The sequence below is a fragment of the Enterococcus gallinarum NBRC 100675 genome (genome assembly GCF_001544275.1).
GTDB lineage: Bacteria > Bacillota > Bacilli > Lactobacillales > Enterococcaceae > Enterococcus_D > Enterococcus_D gallinarum.
Genome location: NZ_BCQE01000012.1, coordinates 92,465 through 106,508 on the forward strand (window position 1 = coordinate 92,465; position 14,044 = coordinate 106,508).

General features: G+C 41.9%; 9 protein-coding genes. 2 read left to right on the forward strand and 7 right to left on the reverse strand.

The genetic code is table 11. The annotated features are described in order from the left end of the window. Positions 1-2: 2 nt before the first annotated feature. The 6 genes from pheS to EG2_RS08445 form a co-directional block, all read right to left on the reverse strand. The gene (gene pheS / locus EG2_RS08420; RefSeq protein WP_060814333.1) at positions 3-1,046 is read right to left on the reverse strand and encodes a phenylalanine--tRNA ligase subunit alpha; all 1,044 of its coding nucleotides are present in this window, start codon (positions 1,044-1,046) and stop codon (positions 3-5) included. Positions 1,047-1,363: 317 nt separating this feature from the next. After that, positions 1,364-1,684 carry a winged helix-turn-helix transcriptional regulator gene (locus EG2_RS08425; RefSeq protein ID WP_003126685.1) on the reverse strand — a complete coding sequence of 107 codons (321 nt, stop codon included), beginning with the start codon at positions 1,682-1,684 and terminating at the stop codon, positions 1,364-1,366. Positions 1,685-1,751: 67 nt separating this feature from the next. Continuing rightward, on the reverse strand, positions 1,752-5,432 hold the full coding sequence (gene addA / locus EG2_RS08430; RefSeq protein ID WP_060814334.1) for a helicase-exonuclease AddAB subunit AddA: 3,681 nt from the start codon (positions 5,430-5,432) through the stop codon (positions 1,752-1,754). After that, on the reverse strand, positions 5,425-8,997 hold the full coding sequence (locus tag EG2_RS08435) for a PD-(D/E)XK nuclease family protein (protein WP_060814335.1): 3,573 nt from the start codon (positions 8,995-8,997) through the stop codon (positions 5,425-5,427). Before EG2_RS08435 ends, addA begins: the two co-directional genes overlap by 8 nt. A gap of 198 nt (positions 8,998-9,195) precedes the next feature. Continuing rightward, positions 9,196-9,753 (reverse strand): signal peptidase I, encoded by a 558-nt coding sequence (lepB, locus tag EG2_RS08440; protein WP_003126688.1) that lies wholly within the window; start codon positions 9,751-9,753, stop codon positions 9,196-9,198. Positions 9,754-10,046: 293 nt separating this feature from the next. Further along, a complete protein-coding gene (locus EG2_RS08445; RefSeq protein ID WP_060814336.1) occupies positions 10,047-10,538 on the reverse strand; it encodes a hypothetical protein in 492 nt (163 codons plus the stop codon). Positions 10,539-10,679: 141 nt separating this feature from the next. On the opposite strand from EG2_RS08445, the gene EG2_RS08450 reads away from it, so the two are divergent. Beyond that, positions 10,680-11,213 (forward strand): HdeD family acid-resistance protein, encoded by a 534-nt coding sequence (locus tag EG2_RS08450; RefSeq protein ID WP_060814337.1) that lies wholly within the window; start codon positions 10,680-10,682, stop codon positions 11,211-11,213. Between the two features lie 131 nt (positions 11,214-11,344). Continuing rightward, on the forward strand, positions 11,345-11,785 hold the full coding sequence (locus tag EG2_RS08455) for a hypothetical protein (RefSeq protein ID WP_005473243.1): 441 nt from the start codon (positions 11,345-11,347) through the stop codon (positions 11,783-11,785). Positions 11,786-11,852: 67 nt separating this feature from the next. Here the strand turns inward: EG2_RS08455 and EG2_RS08460 are convergent, their stop codons facing one another. Continuing rightward, positions 11,853-13,811 carry a heavy metal translocating P-type ATPase gene (locus tag EG2_RS08460; RefSeq protein WP_060814338.1) on the reverse strand — a complete coding sequence of 653 codons (1,959 nt, stop codon included), beginning with the start codon at positions 13,809-13,811 and terminating at the stop codon, positions 11,853-11,855. Positions 13,812-14,044: the final 233 nt, after the last annotated feature.

Consider the following 14,044-nt stretch of genomic DNA (forward strand, 5'->3'; position numbering starts at 1 on the left):
ATTTATTCCCCCTTGAACTGACTGATGAAACGTACATCATTTTGATAGAAATTCCGAATGTCGTTGACGCCATAGCGCAACATCGCAACCCGGTCAGGTCCTAAACCAAATGCAAAACCTGAGTATTCTTTGGGATCGATCCCGGACATTTCCAATACATTCGGATGTACCATTCCAGCGCCTAAAATCTCGATCCAACCGGTGTGTTTGCAGACATTACAGCCGGCTCCCCCACATTTGAAACAGCTGACATCTACTTCTACTGAAGGCTCTGTAAATGGGAAGTAGCTTGGACGCAAACGAATGCTGCGATCAGCCCCGAACATTTTTTGCATCATGACTTCTAGTGTCCCTTTAAGATCACCCATCGTCACATTCTTATCGATTACCAGTCCTTCAATCTGATGAAACTGATGACTGTGAGTCGCGTCGTCGGTGTCTCTCCGGAATACTTTTCCTGGTGAAATCATTCGCAATGGCCCTTTGCTGAAATCATGTTTTTCCATGGTACGAGCTTGCACCGGTGAAGTGTGTGTCCGAATCAAGACTTCATCTGAAATATAAAAAGTATCTTGCATGTCTCTTGCTGGATGATCTTTTGGCAAGTTCATTCGTTCAAAATTGTAGTGATCTTTTTCGACTTCGAATCCTTCAACCACTTGATAGCCCATCCCCACAAAAATATCTTCGATTTCTTCCATGATTTGCGTCAAGACATGACGGGTCCCTTGTGGCATCCGCTTGCCAGGCAACGTCACATCAATCGATTCTTCAGCCAATGCCTTTTCTAGTGCGGCTGCTTCTAATGAAGTTTTTGCTTCCTCAATCGCTTGTGTAATCGCATCCCGGATCGCATTGGCATAGCTGCCGACTTTTGGACGCTCTTCTGCTGACAACTCTTTCATTCCTCGCAAAACTTCCGTGATGGGTCCCTTTTTACCAAGGACATCCACACGAATTTGATTCAATTCATTGATTGAACGGCTTTCTTTGATCTTTGAAAGCGTTACTTCTTTCAATGACTCTAGTTTCTCTTGTAAAGACATGTTTTTCCTCCTTATTCTTTGTGAATAGCTGATAAGTCAAGACGAAAAAAAGACCCCGTTCCTAAAAAAGGAACGACGTCTCGTGTTACCATCCTCATTCGTGGACAAAGTCCACGCACTCACTTCTACTAACGACAGCAGGACTGCCGACTGATTCTTGTTCAGTAAGCTCCAGAAATGAAATTCATTTTTCGAATACAGAACTTGCTTTCAGTCTATGACAAGTCTCCCTTTCCTGTTTCAGCCAAACTACTAGTTTCCATCAACGCTTTTTAACTATTCGATTGACCTTAGTGTACCTAATTATTTGCCAGAAATCAACTGCATTCTTCTTCTCTGACCCAAGTTTCTGCCCAGCGCTTCACACTCATCATACTTTTTTCAAGTGCGACCCCTCTTGGTGTTAAACAGTAAAGATTGTCTTCTTTGCAGACGATTTCTTCACGTTCTAATTCTTTCAAGCGCTCCACCAATACCCGATCGCTCACTTGGGGGATTTTTTTGGCAAGATCCACAAACCGTTGTTTGCCATCTTCAAGAAGCACATCAATGATCAAGCCATTCCACTTTTTCCCTAGAATCGAAAAAGCTTTTTCAAATTTAGGACAAAGGGCGTAATCTGTTTCCACTTTTATCATTTTCTATCACCTCTTTGCATCATTATAGCACATCGCTTACGAATTGTAAGGAATCCCGTTCGAGGGCCTACCATTCGATTATTTTCTTAGCGGCTAGTAAAACCAGATATGTCTCAGTCACAGGTTTCTGCAAAGCTTGTTCTAACGCTTGGCAATACAGTTTTAGCTGTCCATAATACCGATCCCGCATGCGCTTTTCAATCTGTGCTTCACTGCCAAATACAGCATCCGTCTTAAAATCATACAAAATGATTCGATCTGGCAACTCCACATAGCCATCAATAATCCCGTGGATCAATAATTCGGCATCTGGTTCATCAAATCCTTCAAAAATAGTGGCAGCTTCTTTTAGCATTGAAAATGGCTGCTCCCGTTTTACCTGTGTTGCATACTTGATCAAAGTTTGCAACACGGCTGTTTGATAGAACCACACGATGCTCCCTTGATCAATTTTGTCGGCAACATCTTTTGTAAAGAGCTGACGTTCAACCAATTCATCGATAAAAGCTGCTAAGGATGCTTCCGTCGGTACTTCAGTCAGCGGCAGCATTTGCATAACTAGATGCGTAGCACTCCCGATCGAAGCAGCTTGCGGTTTTTGTTCTTGTAAAAAACGCGGTTTAGCTAATTCAGTCTCAACATAACGAAAGCGCTGAGGTGCCAATTTTTGATCCGCGGAATGCCATTCCAGTAAAGTAATATCTTGATCGTCCGGATCATTATATAGACGTTTTAACTCTGAGACCGACTGATAGCTAGTGGTTTGAGTCGCTTTGCTGTAAGGATACTGATAGTCTAAACGGTTCAGCAATCTTTCTGGGGCTGTAGTACTTGGTGTCGGAGCCACAACTGCCTCTGTTGGCGGCTGCACCTGCAATTGCTGATCAATCTGATCCTGATTCCACCAATGGATCTGGAATCTTGCAGGATGATGGATCGTCATTTTTCGTTCACTGGCATCAGTAAAAACCTGCTCCATCTCTGGATGACGAATCAATGTCAAACCGACCCAATCCATTAGACTGCCTCTTGCAACTAAACGTAAAGCCGGGTCAAGGACTGTCTGACTTTGTGTCAACCCCGCTTGCCAAGCTTTAAAGGCTGCCTGCCGATCCTTATAAGAACCAACTAAATACAGTTTCTGCTCGGCCCGTGTCAATGCTACGTATAGTTTACGCATTTCTTCAGAGAGGGCTTTTTTCAAACGAACTTGTTTGATGGCTTGAAAAGGAATCGTTTCATATTTGATATTTTCCGAAGCATCGATATATTGGATACCTGCGCCAAGTTGTTCTTCAAAAATATAACGCTTTTGAAAGTCTTGGTAATTGAAGAATTTCGTTGTATCCAATAAGAAAACAACGGGAAACTCCAATCCTTTACTAGCATGGACAGTCATGACCCGCACAGCATTTTCAGCTGGCGTCGCCAACGGTTCTGCCAAATCTTTATCTTTTTCTTGCATTTTTTCAATAAACCGGATGAATTGATACAATCCTCGGAAACTGCTTTTCTCATATTTCTCTGCTCGGTGGATCAATGCAATCAAATTGGCATAGCGCTGTTGCCCTGCTGGCAAGCCAACCACGTAATCCAAGTAAGCCGTTGTATCATAAATATCCCATAATAAATCTGGGATCGGCAGTCTGCGAGCTGCTTCCCGCCAACGATTCAATTCGCTTAAAAAATCATCCACTCGTTTGCTTAAAGCGGAAACAGTCCCCTTTTGGTTGTCTTGATAAGTCAAGACCGCTTTGTAAAACTCACTGGTACGATCCGCTAGCCGAATCTCTGCTAGTTCGTCTTCCGTTAGCCCTACCATGGGTGAACGGAGAACAGCCACTAATGGAATGTCCTGATAAGGATTATCAATGATTTGCAACAATGCGATCATTGTTTGGATCTCTGTTGCTTGAAAATAGTTCTGTGCATCATTGACTTCCAGAGGAATCCCGAATTTTTTGAAAACATCTAAGATGACCAAATTATTTTTGCGGGTAGGAGTCAGTAAAACGATATCCTGATAAGTGACTGGACGTTCTTCCCGTCTTTTTTTATCATAGATCATAAATTGGGATTGGATCAGTTCTTGAATTTTGATTGCGGTGACGTGAAGTTCTCCTTCCGTTTTGTCTTCAATCAAATTCGTAGTACTTTCAGCTTCTTTTTCATAGAGCAAAAGTTCCGGAATGAATGCGTCGCTTTCAGGAAAACTCGGAAATCCCGGAACTAAAGCCGCTGCGTCATCATAAGGGATCTGTCCAACTTGTTCGTCCATCAATTGTTGAAAAACCAAGTTCGTAAAATCAAGCACTTCGCGGCGCGAACGGAAATTTTCTGCTAAAACGATTCTTCGTCCCCCGTTTTGATGTTCAAATGCCAAATATTTTTCTATAAACAAAGTGGGGTCTGCTAAGCGAAATGAATAGATCGATTGTTTGACATCTCCTACCATGAACATGTTTCCATGGTCTCCTGAAACTTGCCGAACCCAATACAGAATCGCTTCTTGCAGTCGATTGATATCCTGATACTCATCCACGAGCACTTCTTCAAATTTATCGCGGTAATAAACAGAAGCATCGCTGCCTGTGCCATCACCCAATAAGATTTTCAACGTGAAATGTTCTAAATCATTGAAATCCAACAACCCTTTTGCTAGCTTGCGGGCTTGAAAAGCAGTCAAAAACTCTTTGGTCATCTCTGCCATAGTCGCAACGATCGGTTCAGATAGTTGCAGCATTTGCAGCATGTCTGCTGGTGGATAAGGAAAATATCCTTTGAGTTGTTCTAATAGTTTTTTGGCATCATCCCGCAACGGTTTGATTTCCTGTGAAAGTTCTTTTTGTTCTTCTTTCCGATAGCTTGGGTAGCGATCAAAGGTCAAATGAGTCAAGCGATCATATAAGACGGATAGATCGTCTGTTGCCAGAACTCGTTGAATTTCTTGGACTTGAGAAATCTCTGCTTGAACGAGTGCTGCTGCTTTTTCCATTAATGGTGACTGATCTGCAAATTGTTTGGCCGCTGCCAGCAAATGCTCTGCCGTTGCGGCAATTTCTACCAACGTCGGTTTGATTTGAGCCTGATAGAGGTGATTCTCCCCTAAATTGTCCGCGGCTTCATAATTTACCGCTAAACCGTCCAGCCACTTTTCTGGATCAGGGTTGGCGCGGGCAAAATCATAGAGTGACAAAATCAAATCACCAACCGTCTCATCGGAACGATCACTGGCGAAGTTTTCGGTTAATCGAAAGAAGGCTTCATCATTTGCTTCGTAGTGTGCATCTCGTAATTGTGTCCAGATTTCCTCTTTCAGCAGCAAAATCTCCGTTTCATCTGTCAGCATCCGAAATCCAGGATCCAAATCGATCAGATAATAAAAACGCCGAATGACCGTTAAACAAAAGGCATGTAGTGTTGAGATATTTGCGGTAGGTAATAATTGCAACTGCCGAACGAAATGTTGTCTTTTTTGCTCTTGGCTTTCTTGATTAATGGCCGTCTGCAGAGCTACTTGGATCCGTTCTTTCATTTCTCTTGCTGCTGCTTCGGTAAAGGTCACGATCAGCAATTCGTCGATCTGACTTCCTGCTTTTAATTTCTCGATCACACGTCGCACAAGGACGGTGGTCTTTCCTGATCCAGCTGAGGCAGAAACAAGGAGATTGTCTCCTTTATCAAAGATCGCTTGCCACTGAGTATCAGTAAATGTTTCATTTTGTGGTTTTAGAGGGATCTTAGTCATTCTCTTCCTCCTTTAATCGCTGTAAAACCTCTTCTTTCGATAAATTCTCTAGACGATGATAATTATTTTCTTGCAGCATCACATCGAAATCGCAAATACTGCGAAATGGGCAAAACTCACAGGCGCGCTTTTTGTCTTTCAGCTTATAAGACGGATTCAAGGCAATTTCGCCACTGAGAAGTTTCTCCGCACCTTGCTGCATATTTTTGCGGTTGTGCTGCCTCAACAAGCGAATCTCTTCTTCGGTGTAAAACTTGTTTTTGGCTTGTGGTGTCTTTTGGTACGTCCCGATTTTGTCTTTGCGAATCGGAAAAACTGCCGAATTGCTGCTGTCTGACAATTCATGATCCAAAAGTGGAAACAATGAGGGTTCATCCAGAAACAACCCATCATATTTGAATTGCTTCAACCGTTCCTCTTCAGAGGATTTTTGACCATCTAAGACTGGATCATGGACATGTAAATAATAAGCCCCAGCCGGGCGCACATTTTCTGTACCAACTAGCTGCACAGCATCATTCAGCGCAACGTCTAAATAAGTGATCAACTGCATTGCTAAGCCATAGTAAGCTTCTGTCAAATCAAATTCACGACTGCTTGATTTGTAATCTACGACTGAAAGCCACTGCTCTTCTTCGGTTTTTGCTGCATCTACCCGATCGATTTTTCCTCGCACATGCAGTTTGCCCCCACTGCTTAAAGGCAGCTCGATGCCATTGATCCCTTGAGCGCCAGCGATCTGTCCAAACAGTACTTCGGTTTTTTGCGGTGAGAAGTGCATTTTTTGTCCTTGCTTCGTTAATGCCCAAGCTACTCGCTGAATCGTCTTACCTAGTTGATAACGAATAAAATTCATTCTGGCCGAACTGGACAATAATGTATAGCGGACTTCTCCAAAAATCTCTTGCAACACTTTTTCAACAAATTGGAGCCGTTGATCCATGGTCAACTGCGTCAATGAGATGTTCTCACTGATCAATACTTTGACAAAGCGATCGAGTGCATCATGGAAAAATTCACCAGTCATCGCTGAGTTAAGTCCATAGATTTCCCGCTCTTTCAAGCGTAGTCCATAACTGACAAAATATTTGTATTCACACTGGTAGAATGTCTCCAGTTGCGAGATCGAACTGTAGATGGATGGCCCATATAAAGCAACGGCTTTATCTTGAGACAACGGGACTGGAATGTTTTGATGGGTCTGGCTTTCAAATACTCTAAGGGCTAATTGCTTTTCAGACGAATGCAATAAAGCCTGTTTGAATCGTTGCCACTGTGCCGGCAAATTCTGTCGTTCTTTTCTTGCCTGCTGACTTAGATTATTCAACTGATAGATTAATCCCCGATACGTGCCGACGTAGGCTTCTGGATCACTGGTTAAAGATAAGATGCCCCGGTCTTGTAAAGAAACATCTAACCATTCAAGCAGACGAGCCAGATATGGGGACAATTTGATATTTTGCTGGGTATCAAAATTGCATGCATAAGACAAATAGAGTTTATCCGTGGAAGACAATAAGATCGCATAAAAAAGAAACGGCTCTTTGGCGCTACTTTCGATAATCGTATCGCGTAGATATTTTTCTCCCGCAAACAATTGATTGAGATGTTGTCTTTCTTCGTTAGTCAACAATGTTTTATTTTCGATCCTTCTTGGCAACACCGTCTCATTCAATCCTGGTACGAAAGTGATTTTTGCTTGCCGAGGTCGTACTAGATCAAAACGATTAATATTGACTTGATCGATTGCTGTCGGAATTTTCCCGAAAGTCAGATTCTCCAAACCCGTCATCAATACTTCTTCAAAGAGTGACTGTTCGAAAGGATCATCGCCATAAATAGCCACAAATTCATCTAAAAGATCGATCAAAGCTTGCCATGTTTGTTCATGGTTGCGAGCTTGCTCTAGTTTTCCTTGTGAGATTGCTTGATCTCGCCAATGAATCAATTGCTGTTCAACACCTGCTGAAAGTAAAAATTGGTATAAAGCACCTGCAGCTTCCCGGTTTGTCTTTGTCTCTTGAATGTTTTTTAAGGAGCCAAAAATATCTTGACGGAAATAGCGACGCAATTGATTCGTATAATCTGTCAATTCAGCGATGCCAGATGCGTTTTCTCCTGTCAATGTATAGTCCACTAAGAGCCAGTCTCTCTCTCGGGTCCAATCTTTTCCTTGGAAGTTATGAGCCAGTGCTTGGTTTTCTGTAATGTCTACTAATTGTCGAAATGCATCCCGGGCAGCCAGCCAGTCTTCTTGTTGGAATGCTGGTGGCAAATAAAGTTCCGTACGCAATAGTCGAAAAATGTCATTTAAACGAAAGCCATAATCTGCACAAGCAAAGAAGGCATTCAAGAATTCAACGAGCGGATGCTGAGCCATGAGTTGCTCTTCGTCAATATAAAACGGAATCTCATATTCTTTAAAAATCGTTGGAATATATTGATGGTAGATCTCTGGTTGCAGTGTCAAGACTTGAATGTCTCGATAACGCAGTTTTGCTCCTTTTTGCTCGCTGATCAATGCGCGGATTTTCGCAGCCATCTGCCGGACTTCTTCTTCAGGATTGCCAACTTTCCACATTTCTAGATACGGTGAAACTGATTGCTGCTGCTGATAATGGAGCTGATTCTGGGTTTTACGCCAAAAGGATTCCACTTCGTTGTATGCGGCAGCTTTCTCTGGTGTCACTTGCTGTGCTTCAGAAGGTGAAAGCTTTTGATCCAAATAAATGGCGACATTTTCCGTTCTAGCATCAAGAAATAATTGATGGTAACTGCGGCCCGATTCATAGAACAAATCTAATGGTGAAGGTAATTCTTGGGGATATCCATGATCTAAAAGCAAATCGACAACGACGTGCCCATGTTTCATCAATTCTTTTAATACACTCTGTTCTTGAGTTGAAAATGCTGAAAACCCACTGATGATAAATAATGATTCCGAAAGATCAGGCCGATCGTTCATTAATTCATTGGGTTTAGACCCTTGCTGCAGATAACGTGTTAGTAGTGCCAGCGGTTGTTCTACTTGCAGTTCCCGGGTCACCATTTCTAATTCGAAACGCTGAAAGATCAATGCGAGTTCGGAAAACTTTAACGCATCCTCTCCGTTGCTCCTATTCATCGTTCCACCGAGATGCAGATCTTCGGTTGCGATATTACTTGTCTGCATTTCTTGATAAAGAGACAACAGTTGTTGAATAAACCCAGGTTTATTGATTTCTCCTCGAAAAAGAATCAACTCCTCTTCCAAATCGAGAAGTATTTTGCGAAGGATCATGGTTGCACCGGTATCTGTGATGGCCGTTTTTGACAACCAGCCAGTTTGTTGAAGATAGAACCAGGCCAGACGGTGAAAACTATAGACTTGAGCTCGAATCGAGGCAAAATCTCCAGTGCCTTGTTTTAGCGCCTGCAGAATCTCTCTTTCTCGTTCAAACTTATTGTAGTTAGGGACAAGAAAAAAGACTTCTGTTTGTGGCTTTTCCAACCAAGCGTTAGCTGCATCCAAAATCGCTTGTTCGTGATCGCAGCGTCCATCGCCTAGTATAAATCGTAAACTCATACGAAGACTCCTTTACTTTTATCGTCGCTTCTATCGTAAGTAAAGATCAACTCCTGCATCTACCAAACCTGCTCATGAAAAATAACAGTTTTGATGCTCTCTATTGATCCGTTGACAATTTTTCTTTCATTGTCTTCATAACAAATAGTATAACAAATTTTCTTTTAAAAAAAAGCTCTGAGCGAGTCGGACTTCCGCTTACTCAGAGTGTTGATTCGGAATGCTTCCGAAATCTTTAAGGGGCCAAAAAATAAATTTGACATCTCCTAATACGGCTGACTGATCAATCAAACCAATGGTCCGGCTGTCTTTAGAGATTCGGCGATTGTCCCCTAACACCAACAATTTTCCTTCTGGAATTTGTTCAACACCAAAATCAGCCATCGTAAAGTCAGAAGTCAGTGGATAACCATCGGTTAATTTTGAACGAAAAGCAGAAAGATAAGGCTCTTCATATGCTGCCCCATTGATGAATAAAGTGTCTTCACGGTATTCCACCACATCACCAGGTAATCCGATCACACGCTTAATGTAGTTTTTTCCCACCTCATCAGGGGCTTCAAATGTGATGATATCAAACCGGCTGATTTGGGTGTTTTTCATAGCGATCACACGCTCCCCATCATGCAATGTTGGATCCATAGAATCTCCTTTAACGATAACAGGGGTGAAGACGTATTGTCGCAACGAAAACAGTAACAGCCCAAACAGAGCAACGAACAAAACGGTTTTGAGGACCTCTTTTATTTGTACCAACAGCATCGTCCTCCTTTGTATGTAAACCTATTCAATTAAAACAATAAAGTTGATACTCAATTCTACCATACTCCCTTTATTTAAGGGTAAGACCCTGTTCTTCTTAAACAAAAAATAGCAAAACGTTCGGTCAGAAACCTAGCTTGCTTCCTGTATTCGGCGTACTCGAATTTTGCCAAAAAAATCAACTGGATAGTCCCTTAAATTAAAAAATTGACCGGGTCTCTTTGCTTTTGCAGTCAAAGGGGCCCGGCCAATTGATTCTCTCAATTTATATGATCGCTTAAAGAAATTTAATGACCTTTTGGCTCTTGATCAACTAGAATATCGATCGGTGTTCCTTCATTTAGATGCTCCGTCAAAAACAGGACCAATTCTTCCATTGGACGCTCGAATTTCAACAGTGGTCCTCGCATCCCTCTTCGAAAGAAATTCATTTTGATCCATTGGTCCTTGCTCTCCTGATACAGTACCACCCGATCCACTTCCTGATACAAGATCCCGCGAATATTTAGTGGATGAATAATGAATCGATCTTCAGCTAACCCTCTGCTATCAAAAACAAAACTTAAGAAAAGCAATCCAGATACGACCCCTCGCAAGCGGTTCTCAAAGGTTTCTTCCGTAAAAAACATTGCTATAATGACCACCAATGAAAAGAAAGCAATTGCTGCTTTTCCGCCTTTACGGCTGGCTGCAACAATTTGAATGTCTTTGCGGACGACAGCGAGAAACAAATACAAGACGACCGTGAACAGACACATTAAAAGCGTTAATACACTCATAGTTTTCTCCATTCTTTGTTGTTTCATCTATCTTACCAAATAATTTGCTGCTTCAAAAGCAGAATTATCCTACAACGCGTTTCTATTTTCTATTTTGAAAGAAATCCGCTACAATAGAAAAAAAAAGGAGGAACTGAACTTATGAATACTTTTTTCGAGAAAATCCAACGATACGATTTATTACGAGCGATTTTATTTTTGATTGCTGGATTGATTATTTTGATTGCTCCTCGCAGTGTCTTTAATACGATTGTCTATTTAGTTGCCGGATATGTTGCCTGCCTTGGGTTGATCAATCTCTATTCTAGTTACAAAGAAAAACGGCAAACCGGCTATGTGAATATGCAGATGACAACGGGGATCCTGCTTTTGATTGCCGCCGCAGCTATTCTCGTTTTTGCAAAGGGACTATTATCGATCGTACCATTCTTTTTGGGAATCATGATCACGATCAGTGGCTGTACGCGTTTGATGGCAAGCTTTAATCAAAAACGCAATGGCTTACCATTTATCACTGGTTTGCTTTTCAGTTTATTCGTGATTGTGGCAGGTATCATTCTTGTTTTCAATCCGTTTCAAACGTGGCTTTTGTTCTTCCAAATTTTTGGCGGAGTCTTGATTTTTATGGGGATCTCGGATTTAATCAATCATTTTCAAAGAAAACGTAGTTATTAAGATGAGAATGCGCTAAAAGAACAATTCTTTTGACATCTTCATGTAGACTTTTTGTTGCTTTGCTTTTACAATAGACTGTATCAACGAGAAATGATCAGTAAAAACGGAGCAAAAAACGCAGGAGGTACGACATGAAAAAAATCAAACAAGAAACAAAACATCCCAATGACGTCCCTGTGATTTTTTTGTATGATGATTTGGGAAATATCCAAAAAAAAATTTCAATCAACGAATGGCGGGATTTAAAAGCAAATTCCCAAAAAATCGAAGAATTTGAAATCAAGTTATACCGGGAAGCCATCACTTATTATACGCAAGAAGCGTATATGCAGGCAGCAGATCTATTGAAGTTTTTGATCAGCCAGACGGACTACACCCATTATGAATATGTGGAACGCTTAGCCAATATCTATCGAATCCAAGAAGATTTGATGCAAGAAAAACAATTATTGCTTGCGGCTCGCTCTTCTATCCGGAATCTCGAGTTTTCAGAAGGCATCATCAAACGAATCGATCAGCGCTTAGCAAAAATCGACCAATTTCCTCGCTCTTCTGCAGCGTACAATCAATGACATTGTTTAATAAAAAAGCGAACGCTTATGCTGGATGGCCATTAAATCAGCATAAGCGTTTTTTTGATTATTTTTTTGATGTATGGGCGACTGTCTCACTCATTGGTGCAAGCATGCGCAAGCTGTTGAATAAAACGAGTAATGTACTGCCTTCATGAGCAAAGACGCCTAACCCAATATTCATTTTGCCTAGCAAATTCAATACGATCAGTAATGCCACAATAAACATAGAGAAGAAAATATTTTGCCAAATAATCCGATCTAGTTTTTTTGCGGTCTTTAGTGCGTAGGTAAAGCGTGTTAGATCATTTTTCATGATCACCGCATCCCCCACTTCAATTGCAACATCCGATCCCTCTCCCATAGCAAAACCGATATCGGCCTGTACCAATGCAGGCGCATCATTGATACCATCTCCAACCATGACTGTCTGACCGTATTCATTTTGCAACTGCTGGATAATCTGAGCCTTATTTTCTGGCAGAACATTTGCAGCAACTTGATCTACTCCAAGCTGATCACCAATCGCTTGTCCAGCTGCTTGACTGTCTCCTGTGATCATGACTGTTCGAATACCAGATTGCTGCAGTTCATCTATGACCGCTTTAGATTGAGGATTCGGTAAGTCCATCAATGCGATCAGTCCAACTGGCTGATCATCCACCGAAAAAACAACCACCGTTTTGCCTGATTGTTCCAAGGTTTCTCGTTGCTCAGCAAATGATGAATGCGCAAACGTCGCCGCTGGCTTGCCAATTCGATAGGTTTTTCCCTCAACTACAGCCGTCAGACCGGAACCAATTTGGTTGTTAACGGAAAGTTCTAATGCTTGTGCCTTTTCTTGTTTCTCAAAATGCTCTACGATGGCAGCCGCTAATGGGTGATTCGCTTGCTTTTCCATGGCCAAGATCAGCGATACCCACTCTTGACGGTGCGCTTCAGTTGTTTCTTCAGCAAAGAAAACATCGGTCACTTGTGGTTGACCAATCGTTAATGTGCCAGTTTTGTCAAAGGCGGCTACTTTTGTTTGTCCCATATTTGCAAGATAAGAACTGCCTTTAAATAAGATGCCCCGTTTTGCTAAGTTTGAGATAGCAGACAAGCTAGCAGGTACTGCACTAGCGGCTAATGCACAGGGCGAAGCAGAGATCATCATCACTAGTCCCCGGTAAAAACTGGTTGACCAATCCCAACCAAAAAGAAAGGGTGCTGTCAAAATAAATAAGGGTACCAAAATCAAGACCGTTGTCACATAAAGCGGCTCGATTTTTTTGATGCGGGTTTCTGTTTTTGATTGATTGTTTTGTGCCGATTCCACAACAGAGAGTATTTTAGCAAAAACTGTCTCACTGCTGTCTTTTGTCACTTCCATCATAAAAGTGCCGTTACCGTTGATCGTACTTCCGAAAACTTCATCCCCAACAGTTTTTTCACGGGGAACACTTTCACCGTTGATGGAGGCTTCGTTGATGCTGCTGATTCCCGAGAGGATTTTACCGTCTGTTGCGATTTGGTCCCCTGGTAAAACTTGCAGCCTATCCCCTTTTTTGACTTGCTCTGCTGCAATTTTCTCAATGCTGCCATCTGCCTTAACCAGACGGGCTTCTGTCGGATTCAACTTCAAGAGGTTCGTGATTTCTTTGCGGCTTTGGCCCTCTGCATACTCTTCCAAAAAGTGAGCCCCGGCAAAAATCAGAATCAGCAAGGCAGCTTCATTGAAGTTGCCGATCAATACTGAACCAAAGGCAGCCAATGTCATTAATAAATGAACATTCGGTTTAAAGTGTCTGCTTTTGCGGGTATCTTTGATGGTGTCTTCGATCCCTTCCCAAATAATATGATACCCTGCTAAAAGAATAGCGGCAGTGTATAAAAAATCTTTAACGACCAATTGCGGTACCAATAAAGCAGCAATAAAAAGAATAACTCCTACTAAATAATTGCGTAACGGGGCGTTGCCATGGGAATGGCTTGCCTCTGCTGCATGGGTGTGTGGTGTTGAATGATTGCAAGAGTGGGTAGACATAAGAAAAGCCTCCTTCAAAGTTAGTGCATCATTTGCTTACAAATGAATATATGTTCATATCTACATTTTTATTATATATGAACGTGCATTCATGTGTCAAGCATCAATTACTACTTTTGTCAGCGATCCCATCATTGCACACCGATCCTTCGTTCTTGTCGCTCTTCAGGTGACAGGATCATTGTTTTTGTTTGCAAAAAAAGCCACAAAAAAAAGACAGGCCCTCTGTGCCT

Coding starts and splice junctions, on each gene's coding strand:
- EG2_RS08460 (WP_060814338.1), bottom strand. CDS start 13,811: ATGTCTACCCACTCTTGCAATCATTCAACACCACACACCCATGCAGCA.
- EG2_RS08435 (WP_060814335.1), bottom strand. CDS start 8,997: ATGAGTTTACGATTTATACTAGGCGATGGACGCTGCGATCACGAACAA.
- addA (WP_060814334.1), bottom strand. CDS start 5,432: ATGACTAAGATCCCTCTAAAACCACAAAATGAAACATTTACTGATACT.
- EG2_RS08445 (WP_060814336.1), bottom strand. CDS start 10,538: ATGAGTGTATTAACGCTTTTAATGTGTCTGTTCACGGTCGTCTTGTAT.
- EG2_RS08450 (WP_060814337.1), top strand. CDS start 10,680: ATGAATACTTTTTTCGAGAAAATCCAACGATACGATTTATTACGAGCG.
- EG2_RS08455 (WP_005473243.1), top strand. CDS start 11,345: ATGAAAAAAATCAAACAAGAAACAAAACATCCCAATGACGTCCCTGTG.
- EG2_RS08425 (WP_003126685.1), bottom strand. CDS start 1,684: ATGATAAAAGTGGAAACAGATTACGCCCTTTGTCCTAAATTTGAAAAA.
- pheS (WP_060814333.1), bottom strand. CDS start 1,046: ATGTCTTTACAAGAGAAACTAGAGTCATTGAAAGAAGTAACGCTTTCA.